20 protein-coding genes and 1 pseudogene are annotated in these 19,800 nt (G+C 62.8%); 19 read left to right on the forward strand and 2 right to left on the reverse strand.

What is annotated here, in order from left to right; all coding sequences use genetic code 11:
- The first annotated feature begins 630 nt into the window (after positions 1-630).
- From MQW23_RS09255 to sppA, 3 genes are read left to right on the forward strand one after another with little or no spacing between them, the layout of a single operon-like run.
- Positions 631-1,572 (forward strand): RluA family pseudouridine synthase, encoded by a 942-nt coding sequence (locus MQW23_RS09255; RefSeq protein ID WP_252107613.1) that lies wholly within the window; start codon positions 631-633, stop codon positions 1,570-1,572.
- A gap of 10 nt (positions 1,573-1,582) precedes the next feature.
- Complete coding sequence (locus MQW23_RS09260) at positions 1,583-2,236, forward strand: HAD family hydrolase (protein WP_252107615.1); 654 nt, start codon at positions 1,583-1,585, stop codon at positions 2,234-2,236.
- Between the two features lie 37 nt (positions 2,237-2,273).
- Positions 2,274-3,398 carry a signal peptide peptidase SppA gene (sppA, locus tag MQW23_RS09265; protein ID WP_252107621.1) on the forward strand — a complete coding sequence of 375 codons (1,125 nt, stop codon included), beginning with the start codon at positions 2,274-2,276 and terminating at the stop codon, positions 3,396-3,398.
- Here sppA and MQW23_RS09270 read toward each other — a convergent pair.
- A complete protein-coding gene (locus MQW23_RS09270; protein ID WP_252107623.1) occupies positions 3,395-4,009 on the reverse strand; it encodes a Maf family protein in 615 nt (204 codons plus the stop codon). The two genes, sppA and MQW23_RS09270, sit on opposite strands and share 4 nt — an antisense overlap.
- Positions 4,010-4,388: 379 nt before the next feature.
- Here MQW23_RS09270 and MQW23_RS09275 point away from each other — a divergent pair, with 379 nt between their 5' ends.
- The 15 genes from MQW23_RS09275 (at position 4,389) to MQW23_RS09345 (ending at position 17,425) form a co-directional block, all read left to right on the forward strand.
- A complete protein-coding gene (locus MQW23_RS09275; protein ID WP_252107625.1) occupies positions 4,389-4,937 on the forward strand; it encodes a YceD family protein in 549 nt (182 codons plus the stop codon).
- A gap of 36 nt (positions 4,938-4,973) precedes the next feature.
- Positions 4,974-5,144 carry a 50S ribosomal protein L32 gene (gene rpmF / locus MQW23_RS09280; RefSeq protein WP_252107626.1) on the forward strand — a complete coding sequence of 57 codons (171 nt, stop codon included), beginning with the start codon at positions 4,974-4,976 and terminating at the stop codon, positions 5,142-5,144.
- Positions 5,145-5,186: 42 nt separating this feature from the next.
- Complete coding sequence (gene plsX / locus MQW23_RS09285; RefSeq protein ID WP_252107627.1) at positions 5,187-6,239, forward strand: phosphate acyltransferase PlsX; 1,053 nt, start codon at positions 5,187-5,189, stop codon at positions 6,237-6,239.
- An 87-nt stretch (positions 6,240-6,326) separates the two neighbouring features.
- Positions 6,327-7,289, forward strand: coding sequence for an ACP S-malonyltransferase (fabD, locus tag MQW23_RS09290; RefSeq protein WP_252107629.1), 963 nt, complete (start codon positions 6,327-6,329; stop codon positions 7,287-7,289).
- A gap of 44 nt (positions 7,290-7,333) precedes the next feature.
- Positions 7,334-8,077 carry a 3-oxoacyl-ACP reductase FabG gene (gene fabG, locus MQW23_RS09295; RefSeq protein ID WP_252107631.1) on the forward strand — a complete coding sequence of 248 codons (744 nt, stop codon included), beginning with the start codon at positions 7,334-7,336 and terminating at the stop codon, positions 8,075-8,077.
- A gap of 124 nt (positions 8,078-8,201) precedes the next feature.
- Positions 8,202-8,435: an acyl carrier protein gene (gene acpP / locus MQW23_RS09300; protein WP_008956801.1), complete on the forward strand. Its 234-nt coding sequence runs from the start codon at positions 8,202-8,204 to the stop codon at positions 8,433-8,435.
- A 185-nt stretch (positions 8,436-8,620) separates the two neighbouring features.
- Positions 8,621-9,859: a beta-ketoacyl-ACP synthase II gene (gene fabF, locus MQW23_RS09305; RefSeq protein ID WP_252107633.1), complete on the forward strand. Its 1,239-nt coding sequence runs from the start codon at positions 8,621-8,623 to the stop codon at positions 9,857-9,859.
- Positions 9,860-9,865: 6 nt separating this feature from the next.
- Positions 9,866-10,669, forward strand: coding sequence for an aminodeoxychorismate lyase (gene pabC / locus MQW23_RS09310; RefSeq protein ID WP_252107635.1), 804 nt, complete (start codon positions 9,866-9,868; stop codon positions 10,667-10,669).
- An 18-nt stretch (positions 10,670-10,687) separates the two neighbouring features.
- Complete coding sequence (gene mltG / locus MQW23_RS09315; RefSeq protein WP_252107636.1) at positions 10,688-11,695, forward strand: endolytic transglycosylase MltG; 1,008 nt, start codon at positions 10,688-10,690, stop codon at positions 11,693-11,695.
- Positions 11,696-11,743: 48 nt separating this feature from the next.
- Complete coding sequence (gene tmk, locus MQW23_RS09320; RefSeq protein WP_252107637.1) at positions 11,744-12,397, forward strand: dTMP kinase; 654 nt, start codon at positions 11,744-11,746, stop codon at positions 12,395-12,397.
- The gene (locus MQW23_RS09325; protein WP_252107639.1) at positions 12,388-13,371 is read left to right on the forward strand and encodes a DNA polymerase III subunit delta'; all 984 of its coding nucleotides are present in this window, start codon (positions 12,388-12,390) and stop codon (positions 13,369-13,371) included. Before tmk ends, MQW23_RS09325 begins: the two co-directional genes overlap by 10 nt.
- A 47-nt stretch (positions 13,372-13,418) precedes the next feature.
- Positions 13,419-13,754, forward strand: coding sequence for a PilZ domain-containing protein (locus MQW23_RS09330; RefSeq protein WP_252107646.1), 336 nt, complete (start codon positions 13,419-13,421; stop codon positions 13,752-13,754).
- Positions 13,755-13,804: 50 nt separating this feature from the next.
- Positions 13,805-14,635, forward strand: coding sequence for a TatD family hydrolase (locus tag MQW23_RS09335; protein ID WP_252107648.1), 831 nt, complete (start codon positions 13,805-13,807; stop codon positions 14,633-14,635).
- A 34-nt stretch (positions 14,636-14,669) separates the two neighbouring features.
- Complete coding sequence (locus MQW23_RS09340) at positions 14,670-15,230, forward strand: DUF1285 domain-containing protein (RefSeq protein WP_252107650.1); 561 nt, start codon at positions 14,670-14,672, stop codon at positions 15,228-15,230.
- Positions 15,227-17,425, forward strand: a complete 2,199-nt coding sequence (locus MQW23_RS09345) for an ATP-dependent helicase (RefSeq protein ID WP_252107651.1) — start codon at positions 15,227-15,229, stop codon at positions 17,423-17,425. The genes MQW23_RS09340 and MQW23_RS09345 overlap by 4 nt, the downstream gene beginning before the upstream one ends.
- A 99-nt stretch (positions 17,426-17,524) precedes the next feature.
- Here the strand turns inward: MQW23_RS09345 and MQW23_RS09350 are convergent, their stop codons facing one another.
- Positions 17,525-19,189 (reverse strand): electron transfer flavoprotein-ubiquinone oxidoreductase, encoded by a 1,665-nt coding sequence (locus tag MQW23_RS09350; protein WP_252107652.1) that lies wholly within the window; start codon positions 19,187-19,189, stop codon positions 17,525-17,527.
- Positions 19,190-19,616: 427 nt separating this feature from the next.
- On the opposite strand from MQW23_RS09350, the pseudogene MQW23_RS09355 reads away from it, so the two are divergent.
- A pseudogene (locus tag MQW23_RS09355) lies at positions 19,617-19,800 on the forward strand (electron transfer flavoprotein subunit beta/FixA family protein); the annotation flags it as partial.

Below are 19,800 nucleotides of genomic sequence, written 5' to 3' on the forward strand. Positions count from 1 at the left end.
ATGGCTATGCTGACGCATTGAGCCGGGGGCAGTGTGGCCCGCTCGGCTAGGAGGCGTTGAGTACGTGGCGGAGGCAGGACGTGTTTCGGTGGCGTTGACGTCCATCCGGCCCTGCTGACACCGCCTACACCTGGCATTCATCGATTCGTCAACGCCGGTATCGGCACAGCGTTGATCCTGACGCCTCGGGTCGGATTTTCGATGGCACTTTCGATTAATCGAGCAGTGACATTTGAACTCCGAACCGGGGCGTAACGTATATTCCAATTTTTCGCGGCGGCCAACCAGGCATCGCCGCGAACACTACCGCCTGTCGGGCGGCAGGGTTACTTCGTTTTTTACATCCGGTAATGGGTAATGCGTACACTAATCCATTGGACCTTCGCTCGGGCCTGCGTGTTGGACGGGCAGGCGCTTGGGCAGAGCGCTTGGGCAGGAAAACAACGGTGTCTGTTGGGCGTACCCAACCTGCATCACGCCCTGCCAATGAGCCACTTGGAATATAACAGGTAAGCCTGGCGCCAGCAATTGACGCAATGGCGCAAGCACTGCGTTAGAATGGGCCGCTTTGACACTGACGGTTTTACAACCGACAAGGATAGTGTCACAACCGACCAGGAGCATGCGGCCATGGCCGAAGGGCGCGAAGTGCAGTGGGTGGAGATCGCCCCGGAACAGGCGGGTCAGCGAATCGATAATTTTTTGATGACCCGTTTAAAGGGGGCGCCCCGCGCCTTGATCTATCGCATCGTGCGAAAGGGCGAAGTGCGCGTCAATAAAAAGCGCGTCAAGGTGGACTACCGGCTCAACGCCCATGATCTGGTGCGCGTGCCGCCGCTTCGCCTGACCCCGCGTGAGGCGCAAAAGGAGGTAAGCGATAGCCTGCGCGATCTGTTGATCGGCAGCGTCATCATGGAAGGTCCGGACTGGATGGTCATGAACAAGCCCTCAGGCCTTGCGGTGCACGGCGGAAGCGGCGTGAAGATCGGGCTGATCGAGGCGCTTAGACAGGTGCGTGACGATCTGAGCTTTTTGGAGCTCGTTCACCGCCTTGACCGCGACACCTCCGGGTGTTTGCTGCTTGCCAAGTCCCGCGAGGCGCTGGTGACGCTCAACGAGTCGCTCAAAAAGCATGCCATGGACAAGCGCTATGTGGCGCTGGTCAGCGGGCGCTGGCCGGCGCGCAAGACCTACGTTAGCGCGCGCCTTGATCGGTATGACGCCGGCAACGGCGAGCGCCGTGTGCGAGTCGACCCGAACGGCAAGGTCTCGCGCACCCATTTTCAGGTGCTGGAAACCTTCGAGAAAGTGACGCTAATCGAGGCGGAGCCGGTGACCGGGCGCACCCACCAAATTCGCGTGCACGCCGCCCACGCCGGCCACGCACTTTTGGGCGACGACAAGTACGCCACTAAAGAGAGCGGCTACATGTCACGCCAGCTCGGCGTCGAGCGCCTGTTTCTGCACGCCCGCGCACTGACCTTTCCCGAGCCGGGTAACGGCCGCCCGGTCACGGTGAAAGCGCCGCTGCCCGAGGCGCTCGAATCCGCCCTTGCCCGCGCGCGCCGTTAAAGGATTGACCATGCGTTATGAGCTGATCATTTTCGACTGGGACGGCACGCTGATGAATTCGGTGCCGAAAATCGTCGCCTGCATGCAGGCCGCCGCCCGGGAGGCCGAGTGGGGCGAGCTCGAGGTGAGCGCGATCGAGAACATCATCGGCCTGGGGCTGCCCGAGGCGATTGCCACGCTCTGCCCGGGCATCGACGGTGGGCGCGCCGAAACGCTCAGGCAGCGCTACTCGCACCACTTCGTGGTCGAAAACACCACGCCCATGCCGTTTTTCGACGGCGCCCTGGAGGGACTTTCGCGTCTGAAGTCCCGTTCGGGGCAGCGTTTGGCGGTGGCCACCGGTAAAAGCCGCCGCGGGCTCGAACGGATCTTTCGCGAAACCGACAGCGGCGCGCTGTTTGACGCCAGCCGCACGGCGGACGAAACCCGCTCGAAGCCGCATCCGCAGATGCTCGAGGAGCTTCTTGGCGAGCTCGATATCGACGTCTCCCGCGCTGTGATGGTAGGCGATACCGAGTATGATCTTGAGATGGCGCGCGCACTCGGTATGGACCGTGTCGGCGTCACCTACGGCGTACACACCCCGGCCAGGCTTCGTCAAAGCGAGCCTCGCTGGATAGCACACAGCGTTTCCGATCTTTTCAACTGGCTCGAAGGCGAGTAGCTCGCCTGGCCGCCCATCCCGCTGACAGGAACATGCCATGAACAACGACGAGGGACGTCTCGACCCGCCGCCGCGCCGCCGCCTGGACGAGCAGGGCGATACGGCGTCAGGCCGTGAGGACCGCTGGACCCAGGGGCCGGAAGTAACCAAAAGCGAGCGCGGCGAGACGCTTGCGGGCGCGCTGGGCGACAGCAGCGAGACGCTGCGTGAGCGCCAGCGGTTGGCGCAGATCGAAATGATGGATCGCTGGATCGGCGGCGTGCTCACCGAGCAGCGCCGCAGCCGGCGCTGGAAGCTCTTTTTCCGCCTTTTACTGCTGACGCTGGTGCTCGCGCTGCTCTTTTTTGCGCTCTACCGCATGTTCTTTCCGGCCTCTGGCGGCGCCGCGCCGGCGCAAAAGCACTTGGCGCTGGTCGAGGTTCACGGCGTGATCGCCGCTGATGCGCCGGCCAACGCGGAGCGCATCATCAAAGGGCTCGACCGGGCCTGGGAGGCGGACAGCGCCGCCGCCATCGTGCTGCATATCGACAGCCCCGGCGGGAGCCCGGTGCAGTCCCAGCGTGTTTACGCCGAAATCATGCGGCTAAGAGAGCAGGGCGACAAGCCGATCATCGCCGTGATCGAGGATATCGGCGCGAGCGGTGCCTACTACATCGCCTCGGCGGCGGACACCATCGTCGCCTCGCCTGCGAGCCTGGTGGGCTCCATCGGGGTAATCTACGCGGGCTTTGGGTTTCAGGAAGCGATCGATGAGCTCGGCGTCGAGCGCCGGGTGATGACCGCCGGCGAGAACAAGGCGTTTCTGGACCCGTTCCAGCCGCTGGACGAAGAGATCGCCGCTTTCTGGCAGGGCGTGCTCGAGCAGACGCATCAACAGTTCATCGATGACGTCATCGCCGGGCGCGGCGACCGGCTGGTACAAAGCGACGAGCTCTTCTCTGGTTTGATCTGGAGCGGTGAGCAGGCAATCGAGCTTGGGCTCATCGATGAGCTGGGTAGCCTTGAGCAGGTCGCCCGCGCGCAGGTCGATGAGGCTGCCTGGGAAAATTACACCCCGCGCCTCGACCCCTTCGAGCGCTTCACGCGGGGCTTCACCGGCGCGGCGGCAGAGCTCTTGGGCGTCGAGACTACGCGCTCGCCGCTTCGTTTCGAGGCGCGTTAGGCGGTTGCCACGCGCTCGCCGAGCGGGTCCATGCCCGCCTGGCGCAAAAGCGTACACAGCGCCATTAACGGCAGGCCGATGAGCGCGTTGGGGTCACGCCCATCGAAGGCGTCGAACAGCGTGATCCCGAGCCCTTCCATGCGAAAGCTGCCGGCGCTATCCAGCGGCTGCTCGGTCGCCACGTAGCGCTCGATCTCGGTGTGAGTCAGGCTTCGAAAGACGGCCTCGAAGGGCTCGACGATGACGTCGTGCTGGCCGCGGCGAGTATCGAGCAGCGCCAGGCCGGTCAAAAAGCGCACTCGATGGCCGGAGAAGCGCGCAAGGTTGGCGCAGGCGCGCTCGGCGGTGTGCGGTTTACCGAGTATCTCGCCGTCGAACAGCGCGATCTGATCCGAGCCGATAATCAGGTGATCGGGAAACTCATCGGCAACGGCGCTCGCCTTGCTTAGTGCCAGCCGATGCACCAGCGCCTCCGGCGACTCATTCGGCTGCGGGGTTTCGTCGATATCCGGCGAGCGGCACTGATAAGGAAGCTGGAGGCGGTCGAGCAGCGCTTTGCGAAAGCGGGAGCTCGAGGCGAGTACGAGCGGGGCGTTGGCGACTTCGGGCACGGCATTCTCCTTGGGACTTTAAAGGGCGTTTTATAACTTAATATGTGTAAGGTGGTAAAAGCGCCCGACCTGGCTGATTTAAACTGCGGCCTGGCACGAGTTTGAAAATGCAGTTCAAGGCGGTTCATAAAAAGACGTTGAAAACCTGATCTAAAACAGTAGTTAAAAACCGTCTGTCTGGGTAGTGTCGGGCGGCTAAAAGCGGCGTTAGGCAGGTGGATGCTTAATGAGAGAAGCGCGTTTTATGACGTTTTAATACCCTTTGATAACGCTTTTTATACCGCCTTTGGTAAAACTTGTGAGATTAACGCCTAAAAGGGCAAAGAAATGGCGGTACGGCTTTGACAGGGCCGCGGCGAGTGCCTATCATTGCGCGCCTATGTTGACCTCACAACTCCCCAGTCGGGTCGAGCCTTATAAGCTCGCCGCCCGCGACGAACGACTCGAAGGCCAAGTGGCGCTAGACAGAATGCGCCGTTTGGCCGAAGAGGCTGGTGAACAAACCGGCGAATGCTTTGCATCGCTTGCGTTTGGTATCGATGCCCAGGGTCGTCGTGAAATTCGTGGCCATTTGCGTGCAACGCTCTCGCTTGCGTGTCGCCGCTGTCTGGTGCCGCTAAGCCAGGACGTGTCGAGCGACTTCCTGCTGGGAATGATTGCCGACGAGGCGCTGGCGTCCGAGCTTCCTGCCAGTCACGAGCCGGTACTGGTGAAAAACGAACAGCTGGACTTGCTGACGGTGCTCGAGGACGAACTCATCCTCAGTTTGCCGCAAGTGGTCTATCACGACGAGGCCGAGTGTCATGTCTCGTCAGATCAGCTGGTCAGCAAGACGGACGGCGCAGACGATGCGCCTGCCCCCGCATCGAATCCTTTCGCGGTGCTAGGCGCCTTGAAAGGAAAGGACTCATCCGACGGTAAGAAGTAAGCAGTACTTACCTACTTAATCCAGGAGTAACATCCCATGGCAGTTCAAAAAAGTCGTAAAACTCGTTCCAAGCGCGGCATGCGTCGTAGCCACGACGCCCTGACCGGCCCGACCTTGTCCCAGGACAAGGAAACCGGTACTACCCATCTGCGCCACCACGTTGCGCCGGACGGCTTCTACCGCGGTCGCAAGGTCGTCGAGGTATAAGCCTCACGCCTTATTTAAACGGCAAAACGGAGCCAGTCTCGCGTGCGCCTGGCGATTGATGCAATGGGGGGCGATGAAGGTCCCCGCTGTATCGTCGAAGGGTCTGCCAGGGCGGTAGTCGAACGCCCCGAGCTTGAACTGGTTCTGTTTGGCCCTGCTCAGCGCTTGGCGACTGAGCTTAAGCGCTTGCCGCGGCCCTTGGCTGCGGCAGCGTCGCGTTTGGTGGTTCGTGATACGTCGGATCATGTGCGCCCGGATGCCACCGCGGCCTGGGCGCTACGCTACGGTCACGCCACCAGCATGGCTGCCATGCTGTCGATGGTCGCCAGTGGCGAGGCGAGTGCGGGCGTCAGCGCGGGCAATACCGCCGCCCTCGTTGCGCTCGCCCGGCGCGACGTCGGGCTTAGCGGCGGGCTTTCGCGCCCGGCGATCAGTACGTCGATTCCGTCCGGACAAAGCGGGCGCTGCTATTTGCTGGATCTTGGCGCCAACGTTGACTCGCCGCCGGAGCGGCTGGTGGATTTCGCCCTCATGGGGGCGGCGATGGTGCAGTGTCTGGACGGCGTCGAGAGGCCAAGCGTTGCGCTATTGAACGTAGGGGTCGAGGCGGTCAAGGGTAGTGCCAGCGTGCGCCAGGCCGATGCGTTTCTTCGCGAGCGCGCCACGTTGCTGGGGCTCGATTATCGCGGCTATGCCGAGGGAGGCGATATCTACCGGGGAGGGCTCGACGTGGTGGTCTGTGACGGCTTCGTCGGCAACGTCACGCTCAAGGCGAGTGAAGGCCTGACCCGGATGCTTATGGAGCGTCTGCAAACGGCGCTTGGCTCGCGCCCAAGCGGGCGACTGGCGAGTTGGTTGGCAAGGCCCTTGTTGCGTCAGCTCAAGCGTGAACTGAGCCCGGCGCGCTATAACGGAGCCTCACTTTTGGGTCTTAAAGCGAGCGTAGTGAAAAGCCACGGCAGCACCGACGCCGAAGGCTTTTACTACGCGATCGAACGCGCGCTACACGAAGTAGCGCACAGTCTGCCCGCCCGTGTGGAGCGCCTGCTTTTAGAGCGTGGCCCGCACGGGGCGAGCAATAAAACAACGCATTGAAAGTTGATTGGACGGCCGGTCGCCAGCGGCGCCGTCTCGTCCATGTGCTCGAATGAGCAAATGCCTACTAGAGCAAAGGTGAACGATATGTCACAACCCCTTGCCTTCGTGTTTCCCGGTCAGGGTTCGCAGCAGCCAGGCATGCTGCGCGAGCTGGCCGAGCGCTACAGCGTGGTGGGAACGACATTCGAGGAAGCGTCGGATGCCCTGGGCTTCGATCTGTGGAAAATCGTCCAGGATGGCCCTGAAGAGGCGCTCAACAAAACGGCGTGTACTCAGCCGGCGCTTCTGACGTCGAGCGTTGCGATCTGGCGCGTTTGGCAGGAGCTCGAAGGCCCGCGGCCAGGCATCATGGCCGGCCACAGCCTGGGCGAGTACAGCGCCATGGTGTGCGCTGGGGTGATGGGATTCGCCGAAGGCGTGCGCATGGTGCGCCTGCGCGGCGAGGCGATGCAGGACGCCGTACCCGACGGCGAGGGTGCGATGGCCGCGATCCTGGGCCTCGGTGACGAAGCCGTGGAAGCGGCGTGCGCAAGCGCTGCCCAAAACGAGGTGGTCGCTGCCGTCAACTACAACTCTCCAGGCCAAGTCGTGATTGCCGGTAACAAGGGCGCGGTGGAGCGGGCGATCCATGCCTGCCAGGAAGCCGGTGCCAAGCGCGCGATGGCGCTGCCGGTATCGGTGCCGTCCCACTGCGCGCTGATGCGCCCGGCCGCCGAACGGCTCAGCACCCATATGAAAGAGGTCGAATTTCGCGCGCCGCGCTACAATGTCGTGCAAAACGTCGACGCCAAGGCTCACGCCGATATCGACACGCTGCGCACGCGGCTGATCGAGCAGCTCTACCAGCCGGTGCGCTGGTCGGACTGCGTCGAAACGATGGCCGATCAGGGCGCGAGCGTTTTCATCGAGTGCGGGCCTGGCAAGGTATTGACCGGGCTTAACAAACGCATCGTTCGCTCGAGCAAGGGGCTGGCGGTAAACGACCCGGACAGTCTCGAGCAGGCTCTCGAGCTTGCCCGCGAAGCGTTGGCCGACCAGCGCGCGTAGGCGCTACGCTGGTCAGATTCTCAAACGGTTAAAGGCAAAGCGCTATGACCATTGAACGTAAAGTTGCGCTGATAACCGGCGCCAGTCGCGGCATCGGTCGCGCCATCTCACACGAGCTTGGCCGCCAGGGGCGTATCGTGATCGGTACGGCCACCAGCGAATCCGGTGCGCAAAAAATCGATGCCGACCTTAAAGAGCAGGGTATCGAAGGTGCGGGTATCTGTTTGAACGTGACCGATCAAGCGAGCATCGATGCCGTGCTCAAGGAGATCGGCGAGCGTTTCGGCGCCCCGACCATTCTGGTCAACAATGCCGGCATCACGCGCGATAACCTGTTGATGCGTATGAAAGAGGGCGAGTGGGATTCGGTTATGGATACCAATCTCAAATCCGTTTATCGTGTAAGTAAAGCTTGCCTTCGTGGTATGACAAAGGCACGCTTTGGGCGTATCGTATCGATCAGCTCGGTGGTGGCCACCATGGGTAACCTGGGCCAAACCAACTATGCGGCCGCCAAGGCCGGCATGGAAGGCTTTAGCCGGGCGCTGGCGCGAGAGGTTGCGTCTCGTGCGATCACCGTCAACACCGTGGCGCCAGGGTTTATCGCAACCGACATGACCGAGGCGCTGCCCGAAGCGCAGCACGAAGCGCTGTTGAAACAGATTCCTCTGGCGCGCCTGGGCGGGCCGGAAGAGATCGCCGCGGCGGTGGGCTTTTTGACCAGCGACGCGGCAGGCTATATTACCGGCGAGACGCTTCACGTGAACGGCGGTATGAATATGCGTTGATGGCCCGGATTCGACGGTTGCGTCGACCCTGGGGCGTCTATAAACTACCCGCAGCTTTTGGCTAGCGGTTCCCGATATAGCTGGTTATCAATAACGGCTAACTGTGAATGACTGGAGTACGTTGATGAGTACCATTGAAGAGCGCGTTAAAAAAGTCGTGGCCGAGCGCCTGAACGTCAAGGAAGAGGATATCCAGAATAGCTCTTCGTTCACCGAAGACCTGGGCGCTGATTCGCTTGACACCGTAGAGCTCGTTATGGCGCTGGAAGAGGAATTCGACACCGAAATTCCTGACGAAGAAGCCGAAAAGATCACTACGGTTCAGGAAGCGATCGACTACGTCAACGCCCATCAGTAAGGGCTGATCGACGCGATCGTCCAGACAAGCAGTCGATGTCTGGAGAAAAAAGAGCCGCCCCGCCCGGGGCGGCTTTTTTTGTGTCTGCACTTGAGTGAATTCGTTGGCCAATCTCCGGTATACTAGGCGAAATTTTGACAGCAGGCCGTTTGGGTCTTGTACCAAGGATGCCGGGAGGAAAGCTGATGGCGCGTAGAAGGGTAGTGGTAACCGGGCTTGGCCTGGTCACGCCAGTGGGCAATACGGTCGAGCAGTCGTGGGCCAATATCGTGGCGGGCAAAAGCGGCATTGCGCCGATCGAGCATTTCGATGCCAGCAGTTTCAACACCCGCTTTGGCGGGTCGGTGAAGGATTTCGATATCGGCGAGTATCTCAATCCCAAAGACGCTCGCAAGATGGATCTGTTCATCCAGTACGGCATGGCCGCGGGTGGGCAGGCGATCAGCGATGCCGGGATCGAGTGCACCGAAGAGAACGCGGCACGTATTGGCGTAGCGATCGGCTCGGGCATCGGCGGGCTGCCGATGATTGAGCATAACCATAACGCGCTCAACAAAGGCGGTGCGCGGCGCGTGTCGCCGTTTTTCGTGCCCGGCTCGATCATCAACATGATCTCCGGCAACATGGCGATCCAGCACGGCTTCAAGGGCCCGAACATCGCGATCACCACGGCCTGCACCAGCGGCACGCACAACATCGGCTACAGCGCGCGCACCATCGCCTACGGTGATGCCGACGTAATGATTTGTGGCGGCGCCGAAATGGCGACTACGCCGCTGGGACTTGGCGGCTTTTCCGCGGCGCGTGCGCTCTCCACGCGTAACGATGACCCGCAGGCGGCCAGCCGCCCCTGGGATGCCGACCGCGACGGTTTCGTGCTCTCCGACGGTGCCGGCGTGCTGGTGCTCGAAGAGTACGAGCACGCTAAAGCGCGCGGGGCGAACATCTACGCCGAGCTTTCCGGCTTTGGCATGAGCGACGACGCCTTTCACATGACCGCGCCGCCGGAAGATGGCCGCGGGGCGGCGCTCGCCATGAGCAACGCCATCAAGGATGCCGGTATCGACCCGGAAAAGGTCGACTACATCAACGCCCACGGCACCTCGACCGCGGCGGGCGATCTCGCCGAAAGCCGGGCTATCGAGCGCGTCATTGGCGAGGGTGCCAAAAACGTTGCGGTGAGCTCGACCAAGTCGATGATCGGTCACCTGCTCGGCGCGGCGGGCGCGGTCGAGGCGGTCTTCAGTATTTTGGCGATTCGCGATCAAATCGCGCCGCCGACTATCAACCTGGACAACCCGCAGCCGGGCTGTAATCTCGACTACGTGCCGCATACGGCGCGCGAGATGCGAATCGACACCACGCTTTCCAACTCCTTTGGATTTGGCGGCACCAATGGCTCGCTGTTGTTTACGCGGGTGTAAACGCCGATGCCCGATGCCTGCCACGTACCCGGCGACGACCGCGGGCTCGCGTTTGGCGACGGGCTATTCGAGACGGTGCTGATGCGCGCGGGTCAGCCGCTTTTATGGTCCTGCCACGTCAAGCGCCTGGCCCGCGGCTGCCAAACGCTCGACATTCCCATGCCTTCGTTCGACGCGCTGGAGGCGAGCTTTACACCAGACCCGGCGCGCGGGCTCGAGGTGCTCAAGCTGATCGTAACCCGGGGCAGCGGCGGCCAGGGCTACCGGGCGCCCGAGGTGCCCGAGCCGCGGCTGCTAGTGAGCTACCGCCCCTTTACCGCGCCGGTCGAGCGCTGGCGCCAGGGCGCCTGCGTGCGTCTTTGCGAACTGCGCCTTGGCCACCAGCCCAAACTTTCGGGTATCAAGCACCTAAGCCGGCTCGAGAACGTGCTGGCGCGCCAGGAGTGGCGTGATCCAAACGTTCACGAAGGGCTGTTGCTCGATACCCAGGGGTTGGTGGTCGAGGCGGTCAGCATGAACGTGTTCTGGCGCGACCGGGGGCGGGTTTTTACACCGGCGCTCGAGCAGTGCGGCGTGGCCGGAACGCTTCGCGATGCGCTGATCGAGCAGGGCCATGTCGACATTGCCGAGATCGACGCTCGTGCGCTTTTGGGCGTCGAGGCGCTATGGGTCGGCAACTCCGTCCAGGGGCTCTGGCCGGTTCATACTCTGGTCGACGCCGATGGTGGCGCGCTTGCGCGCTGGCCGCTAACGACGGCAGGCCTTCAACGTGAGGCGCATCGCCTGTTGGGCTACCCGGATTCATTTTGACAAGAGGCAGCGAGTGAGATGGTGAAACGACTGCTGGGGGCGCTGTTGGTACTGGCGCTGCTCGTTGGTGCGGCCCTAGTCGGCGGCTATGTGTACTGGCAAAGCCGGCTCGACGCGCCGGTGGCGCTGGATGAGCCAACGCTCTACTACGTGGCCCCCGGCACCGGGTTCAACCAGGCGATCGCCGATCTCGACGCCCAGGGTGTGGTCGACGATAGCTGGGCGTTTCGCCTGCTGGCGCGCATCGCGCCCGACGAGGTGCCAAGGCTTCGGGTTGGCGAGTACCGCATCACCCCGGACATGAGCGCGCGCGAGGTCATGGCGCTGCTGGGCAGTAACGACGTGGTGACCTACGCGCTAACCGTGCCCGAAGGGTGGACGTTTCGCCAGATGCGCGAACGTCTGGACCGCGCCGAAAAGCTCGATAACCGGACCACCGGCATGAGCGATGATGAGGTGATGGCGCTGCTGGGCCGCGAAGGTACCTACCCGGAAGGCTGGTTCTTCCCGGATACCTACCGCTATCACTTGGGGATGAGCGACGTGGACATTCTTCGCCAGGCGCTCGAGCGGATGGAGCAGATGCTCAGTGAGGCCTGGGAAAACCGCGCCGACGATCTCACCATCGAGTCGCCCTACGAGGCGCTGATCATGGCCTCGCTCATCGAGCGTGAAACCGGGGCGCCGGAAGAGCGTCGTGAAATCGCGGGCGTGTTCAAGCGGCGCATGGAGCAGGGCATGCGCCTGCAAACCGACCCCACGGTGATCTACGGCATGGGCGAGCGCTACGATGGGCGCATCACCTACGCGGACTTGCGCGAAGCCACGCCCTATAATACTTACGTGATCGACGGCATGCCGCCTACGCCCATCGCGATGCCCGGCTGGGCGTCGCTCGAGGCCGCGGTCGACCCGCTGCCCGGCGAGACGCTCTATTTCGTTTCCAAAGGCGACGGCACACACCACTTTTCGCGCACGCTGCGCGAGCATAACAACGCCGTCAATCGCTACATACGCAATCAGTAAAGCGGTGCCGGCGGATGCCGGCGCCGCTCACGGTTTTACGAGGTGTCAATGACCCAGCGCGGTCGCTTTATTACCCTGGAAGGGGGCGAAGGGGTGGGCAAGTCCACCAACGTCGCCTTCGTGGCGCAGTGGCTTCGAGCGCAAGGGCTGGAGGTCATCACGACCCGCGAACCCGGCGGCACCCCGCGGGCGGAGTCGATCCGCGAGCTGCTGCTGGCCACCACGTTTGATGAGCCGCTCGACAGCGACGCAGAGCTTTTGCTGATGTTCGCCGCTCGCGCCCAGCATTTGGCCGAGAAGATCGAGCCGGCATTGGCTCGTGGGGCTTGGGTGGTGTGCGACCGCTTTACCGACGCCACCTTCGCCTATCAGGGCGGTGGGCGCGGCATCGATCCCGCGCGCATCGAAACTCTCGAGCGCTTCGTGCAAAAGGGGCTCGCGCCGGATCTAACCCTGCTGCTTGATATGCCGCCGGAGGCGGCGAAGGCGCGCCTGGAAGGCCGGCGACAGGCCAGCAATACCGAGCCGGATCGCTTCGAGCGCGAGCAGGGGGCCTTTTTCAGCGCCGTGCGCGATGCTTATCAGGCGCGCGCCGCAGCCGACCCAGAGCGCTTTGCCCTGATCGATGCGCAGAAGCCGCTCGATGAGGTGCAAGCCGCCCTGACGCAGGCGCTCGAAGGGCGGGTGGCGGCATGGCCTTAGCGGATCTTCTGCCTTGGCACCGCGGGATTTGGCAACAGTTTCTGCGGCTCTCACGCGAGGGGCGCATGCCCCACGCGCTGCTGCTCAGCGGCGCCCGCGGGCTTGGCAAACAGCAGCTTGCCGATGCGCTGGTGGCGCGTACGCTGTGTCTGAATCCCGGTGAGCAGGCCTGCGGCCACTGCCACAGCTGCAGCATGCTCGCTTCGGGCTATCATCCGGATTTGATGCGTATTAGCCTCGAAGAGGGCAAGCGTCAGATTCGGATCGACCCGATTCGTGAGGTCAATCGCTTCGTTCACCAGACCGCCCAGCAGGGCGGCTACCGGGTGATCGTGATCAGCCCGGCGGAGGCGATGAACAGCGCCGCCGCTAACGCGCTGCTCAAAAGCCTTGAGGAGCCCGGCGAGCAGACGCTCTTTATCCTGCTGTCAGACGTGCCCTCGCGCATGCTGCCCACCATACGCTCGCGCTGCCAGCAGTGGTCGCTGCCGAGCGTTCCCTTCGAGCAGTGTCAGGGCTTTCTAACCGAGCACCTGGGCAGCGACGAGGCGCTTTTCTGGTGGCAGGTTTCCGGGGGGCTGCCGCTGTTGGCCATCGAGCTTGCCGCCCCGGACGAGCGTGCGCTGCGCCACCAGATTCACGATAGCTTCGAGCAGCTGGTGCGCGGCGCGGAGCCGGTCTCCGAGGCGGCGCGGCTGGACCGCCAGATGATCGACGCCATATTATGGTACGGTATCGCCTGGCTCGAGGATCTCATCCGACTCGGCCTGACCGGCCAGACCACGGCGCTACACAATCCAGATCTGGAGCCGCTTTACCGCCAGGCGGTCAAGAATGCCCGCGTTCAGGACTGGTTTCGCCTGCTGGATTACGCGCGCGAGCAGCGCCGGCTGCTGTCGATGGGCACCAACCCCAACCCTCAGCTGGTGCTCGAGGCGTGGCTGGTGCGCTGGTCGGCGCTTTTGCGCTCCTGACCGCTGCCAAGCCGATCACCCGATTAATGCCACTGCACGAGGTGTCGATGACCGCTCAAAAAGCTCTTTCGCTAACGGTGCCGGATATTCCTACGCTGCTCTCGGCCTACATGCCGTATCTTGAGCGCGGCGGTATGTTCGTCCCCGTCGAAACCTTCTATCGCCTCGGGCAGGTGGTACACCTGCTGATCACGCTGCCCGGTGAAAGCGAGCGGTTGAGCGTGACCGGCACGGTGGTATGGGTCTCGCCGGCCGGTATCAGCGGGCGGCGCATGGCGGGTATCGGCGTGCATTTTGGCCTTCAGGACTACGCGGTGCGCGACAAGATCGAAACCCTGCTCGCCGGCCAGCTCGATAACGCGCCGGCCTCCTTTACGCTCTAGCTAACAAGCCACACCTTCGCACCCAATGTGCCGTTTTACCCGAGGCTTTAATGTTTGTTGACTCGCACTGCCATCTGGATCGTCTTTCCGAACACACCCACGACGGCGATGTCGATGCTGCCCTGGCGGCGGCGCGCGCCGCCCGCGTGAGCCAGTTTCTGGCGATCGCGGTCACGCTCGACGATATGCCCGGTCTTGCCGCGCTTGCGCGCCGCCATCAGGACGTGGCGATCTCCGCGGGGCTTCATCCGCTGGCCAGCATTGAGCACGAACCCGGAGTCCAGACGATCAACGAGGCCGCGGAGCAGTTCGGGGCGGTGGCGATCGGTGAAACCGGGCTCGATTATCACTACCGCGATCGCGTAAGCGTCGAGGTACAGCACGAGCGCTTCAAGCGCCACCTGATCGCCGCCACCGAGCTCGAGCTTCCGGTGGTCGTGCATACCCGCGAGGCCAAAGAGGATACCCTGGCGCTTCTGCGCGAGCATACCGACCCCAACGTCGCCGGGGTGCTGCACTGCTTCACCGAAGATATCGAGATGGCGCGCGAGGCAATCCGCCTTGGCTTCTACATCTCGCTTTCCGGTATCGTCACCTTTGCAAGCGCGAAGTCGCTTCGCGAGCTTGCCAGGGTGCTGCCGCTGGACCGGCTTTTGATCGAAACCGATAGCCCGTATCTCGCCCCGGTGCCTCACCGCGGTAAACCCAACGAGCCCGCTTGGGTGGTGGAGGTCGCGGAGTGCATCGCCGCCGAGCGGGGTATCAGCGTCGACGAAGTCGCCATGCAGACCACGGCCAACTTCTACCGTCTCTTTCGCGGCGCCGTTCCCGATGCGCCGCCCCGCGTCCAGCAGGCGCTGGCCCAGGCCGGGCTCGTGTGAGCCCTGACTGCGCTGGCCCCGTCGGGAGACCCTTATGAACATCGATCGACTGCTCACCCACCGCCCGGACTCGGCCACTATCCCGCCGGTGGATCAGTGGCATCCGGCGCTCAGCGGCGATATCGATATCGTCATCGACGCCGACGGGCGCTGGCGACACGAAGGCGAGCCCTTTGGTCGCCCGGAAATTCCGCACCTTCTGGCCTCGCTTTTGCGCCGCTTCGACGAGGGTATTTGCCTGGTCACGCCGGCCGAACGCTGGCGGGTCACGGTCAAGGATCTACCGTTCGTGATCGTCGAGGCGGATTTCAACGAGGGCGCCTGGTGGTTTACCACCCAGTTCGACGACGTCGTGCGCCTCGATGAAACCCACCCGATGACGCTCACCGAAGCCCCTGATGGCGAGCTCATGCCGGAAATACCGGTGCGCTTTGGCTTGGCAGCCAGGCTTCATCGCAACGTTTTCTACCGGCTGATCGACGAGGCAGTACTCGAAGAGCACCCTGGTGGGGCGCGGCTGTGTCTTGAGAGCGCCGGCACGCGCTACCCGCTTGGCGAGCTTGGCGGCGACGACCGCGCCCGCGAGACGCCGTGAAGCTGACGCCGGAACAGCGCGCGGTCATCGAACACGCAGACGGCCATGCCCGGGTAGCAGCGGTGGCCGGGGCGGGCAAGACCACCACGATGGCCGCCCGCGTGCTGCGCCTGCTGGAGCGCGGCGTGTCCCCCAAGCGTATTCTGGTGCTGATGTTCAACCGCTCCGCGCGAGAGGATTTTCAGCGCCGCCTGGCGAGCATGGCGCCCGCCGGCCAGCCTCTTCCCGACGTTCGCACGTTTCACTCGCTGGGGCACCGGCTCACTCAGAGTCTGTGCCGCTGGGGGGCGCTGGAGCCACGTCAGCTTCTATCGGCGGAGTGGCAGCTCGAACGGCTGCTGCGTCAGGCAAGCCTCAACGTCCTGGCGGATCAGCCCGAGCGGCGCGAAACCGCGCTCGACGCCGACCGTCTCGAAACGCTGGCGCACTTTTGCGGGCTGGTGAAGGCGGATCTCTGCACCCCACAAATACTTTTCGAGCGGCTGGGGCTCGAGCAGGAGAGCGACTACTTCCCCGACGCGTTTGTCGAGGCCGAGCGGCTGTTAAAGGATCACGCGCTAACGACCTACGCGGATTTGCTCTATCGCCCGCTGAAGGCGCTGGAGGGAGACGCAGCTATTCGCGCCCGCGTCGAGGGCTTTCTCGATCACGTTATCATCGACGAGTATCAGGACATCAATACCGCTCAGCAGCGGCTTTTGAAGTTGCTGGCAGGTAACACGGCGAGCGTGATGGCGGTGGGTGATGCCAACCAGTGTATCTACGAGTGGCGCGGCGCCCGGCCGGACACCATGCTCGACGACTTCACCGCGACCTTTGGCGCGGCCACCGACTATCCGCTCTCGACTACCTTTCGTCACGGCCACGCGCTGGCGCTGACGGCCAATCACGCGATCTCGCAAAACGCTCGCCGCCCGGACCAGCTCTGCTTGGCCGCACCGGGGAACGTCGATACCCGCATCGAGGCCGGCCAGGGCAATCGGCTGCTGCTTGAGGCGCTCGGTCAGTGGCAGGCGTCGAACAGAGCGCTGGACGAGGTGAGCCTTTTGGTACGCAGCTGGGCGCTGTCAGTGCCGTTTCAGTTGGCGCTGTTGCAGGCGGGCATCCCGTTCCGCCTGGCCCGCGAGGACCGTTTCGTGTTCCGTCTACCGTTGGTGCAGGCGCTGGCCGGGTATCTCAAGCTTTCGCGGCGCCCGGCGCTGTTAAAGGATCCCAATCATCTCATGCTGCTGCTCGCTCAGCCCACGCCCTTCGTGGCGCGAGAGCGCCTGAGCCGCCTGGCGCACCGGCTGGCCGAGACCCAGGTCTTTCCCGAGCGCAGCGACCCGCTTCTGGCCTCGCTCAAGCCGATCCAGCAGCGCACGTTGAAAAAGCGCTGGGCGCTGCTGTGCGATTTGCCGACGCTCAGTGCCTGGCCGCCGGCGAAGCTTTTACAGCACGTGGTGACGACCATCGAGGCGGAAAAAACGCTTAAGCGCGCCGCCGCGCGCCGCGACAAGGGCGAGGAGGACGTGCGCCTTCTGGACGTGCTGATCGAGCAGGCACAAAGCGTGCAAGATCCGGACGCCTTCATCGAGCTTCTGGAGCGCCCGGTGGAAAACCAGGCCGGCGGCTTGCTGATCAGTACCGTGCACGGGGCGAAGGGGCTGGAGTGGCCGCTGGTCGTGGTCGCCGGCATCAATGAAGAGGATTTCCCTCACTACAGCCGCGATAACCCGCTTTCCGATGCGCGACTGGAAGAAGAGCGCCGGCTTTTTTACGTGGCGATCACCCGGGCTCAGGAGCGGCTTTTGCTTCTCAATGACGCAGGCGCCCATCGCCCCAGCCGCTTCATTGCCGAAAGCCGCTGGCACGACGGCGTGCAGGTGGCAAAGGCGCTTTTGGCACCGTCCCCGCCGTCGGCGGCGCTAAGTGTCGAGTCGACGACCCTGATCGAGCGCTATCTCACGCGTCTGGGTCGTGAGGACATCCCCTTGACCACGGCGCCTGCAAGCGTCGCGCCGGCACAAGTAGATGGCGAGTTCTATCCCGGGCAGCGGCTGATGCACGAGGTGTTTGGCGAAGGGGAAGTCGCCGCGGTAGAGGGTAACCCTCAGGATCCGGTGATCGACGTGCGCTTTGCGCAGGCCGGGCGGCGACGGCTGATTGCCCGGCGCGCGCCGATTACGCTGCTGGAAACCGCAAGGCCCGCCTGATCGGCGGGCCTTGCGGTTTGAGAATGCGGTTTGAGAAGGCTCGGCCTCGAGAGGCCGAGCTCATTCATGCAAAGGGGCTGCATGTTGGGGTAGTAGGGGCTACATGTTGGGATAGTTCGGCCCGCCGCCGCCCTCCGGGGCCACCCAGGTAATGTTCTGGGCCGGATCCTTGATGTCGCAGGTCTTGCAGTGCACGCAGTTCTGGAAGTTGATCTGAAAGCGCGGTTTACCCTGATCGTCTTCCACCACTTCGTACACCCCGGCCGGGCAGTAGCGCTGGGCAGGCTCGGCGTATTTGGGCAGGTTGTGCTCGATGGGAATCGATGGGTCGGTCAGCTTCAGGTGGCAGGGCTGGTCCTCTTCATGGTTGGTGTTGGACAGAAACACCGATGAGGGCTTATCGAACGAGAGCTTGCCGTCGGGTTTGGGGTAGTCGATCTTCTCGAACTCATCGGCGGGCTTTAACGCGCCGTGGTCGGTGGTGGTATCGTGTAGCGTTGGCAGCTTGTTGCCAACGAGCTGATTGACGAAGTTGAACGCGCCGCCCCCGACGTTGCCGTACTTGTGCATTGCCGGGCCAAAGCTCGCGTTCTCCTTGAGCTCTTCAAAAGCCCAGCTCGACTCCCACTTCTCGGTGAAGCTTGAAAGCTCCGCGCCGCCTTCGTCACCTGACTTGATCGCCTCGAACACGCTCTCGGCGGCCACCAGTCCGGACTTCATCGCGGTATGGATGCCCTTGATCTTGGCAAAGTTCAGCGTGCCGGCGTCGCAGCCGATCAAAAGTCCGCCGGGAAAGGTCATTTTCGGCAGGCAGTTGTAGCCGCCCTTGGTGATGGCGCGCGCACCGTAAGCGACGCGCTTGCCGCCTTCGAGATACTGGCGCAGCACCGGGTGGTGCTTCATGCGCTGGAATTCATCGAAGGGCGAGAGCCACGGATTCTTGTAGCCCAAATCCATGATCAGGCCGACCACGACCTGCTGGTTTTCTGCGTGGTAAAGAAACCAGCCGCCGTGGGTATCGTTTTGAAGCGGCCAGCCGGAGCCGTGAACCACCAGCCCCGGCTCGTGCTGCTCGGCGGGTACGTCCCAAAGCTCCTTCAAGCCGATACCATAGTGCTGGGGGTCGCGGCCTTCGTCGAGGGAGAACTCGCGGATCAGGCGCTTGCCCAGGTGCCCGCGCGAGCCCTCGGCGAAGAGGGTATATTTGGCCCGCAGCTCCATGCCCGGCATGTGGCCATCCTTGGGCGTGCCGTCGGCGGCAACGCCCATGTCGCCGATGAGAATGCCGCGCACCGCGCCATCCTCGATAATCACTTCCTGAGCGGCAAAGCCTGGGAAGATTTCGACGCCGAGTGCCTCGGCCTGCTCGGCGAGCCACCGGCAAAGATTGCCCGCGCTAATCACGTAGCGCGTCTGGTCGCCGCCAGTGTTGTGCATGCTTTTGGGCACCAGCGCGTGGGGCAGCTTGCGGGCGTTCTCACTATCCTTCAACAGGTAAAGATCGTCGCGGGTGGCCGGCGTGTTGAGCGGGGCACCGCGCTCTTGCCAGTCCGGGAATAGCTCATTTAGGGCGCGCGGCTCCAGCACCGCACCGGATAGAATATGGGCGCCGACTTCGGAGCCCTTCTCTACGACGCACACGCTCAGTTCCTGCTCGGCTTCGTTGGCTTGCTGCATCAGGCGACACGCCGCCGCCAGGCCAGAGGGCCCCGCACCAACGATGACAACGTCCATTTCCATGACATCGCGCTCTGCGTTTTCCACTGGTCTCTCCTTATTCTCGTTAGTACCGTGGCTTATAAAAACACGGACTTAATACTAAACGGTCGTTTGCTTCTGGTTATACCCCATGATAGGCATAATACCGGTCTCGGGTCATCACGACGATGGTCTGCCGATCATTTGTGGCGCCTCGACAGACGTTTTAGCCTTGCCTGGGCGCCGGATTTATTGTTTCAAAAGCGCTATATTAGCTCTAGACGGCATTTTAGCGGCTCGACGTTGTAGGGCGTAGACAAGCTGTGGCACATTGATGCAAATACCCGTCTGTCAAACGCTTGAATGAATGTCGTATCGAGCAGGCCTTTTTTTCATTTTTAGAGCCAGGCGGCATTAGCCATCGCCACAATGCACTGGCCGCCGAGTTAATTAAGCCAGAGTTTGGGCTTCTTATCAGCCGAGCGAGGAAACCATGAAAGTATTAGTCGCGGTCAAACGCGTCATCGATTACAACGTGAAAATTCGCGTCAAGGCGGACCATTCGGACGTGGATCTCACCAACGTCAAGATGGCCATGAACCCCTTCTGCGAGATCGCCGTGGAAGAGGCGGTGCGCCTGAAGGAGCAGGGCGTGGCCACGGAAGTGGTCGCCGTGA

This window comes from Halomonas sp. S3-1-1 (assembly GCF_023757625.1).
GTDB lineage: Bacteria > Pseudomonadota > Gammaproteobacteria > Pseudomonadales > Halomonadaceae > Vreelandella.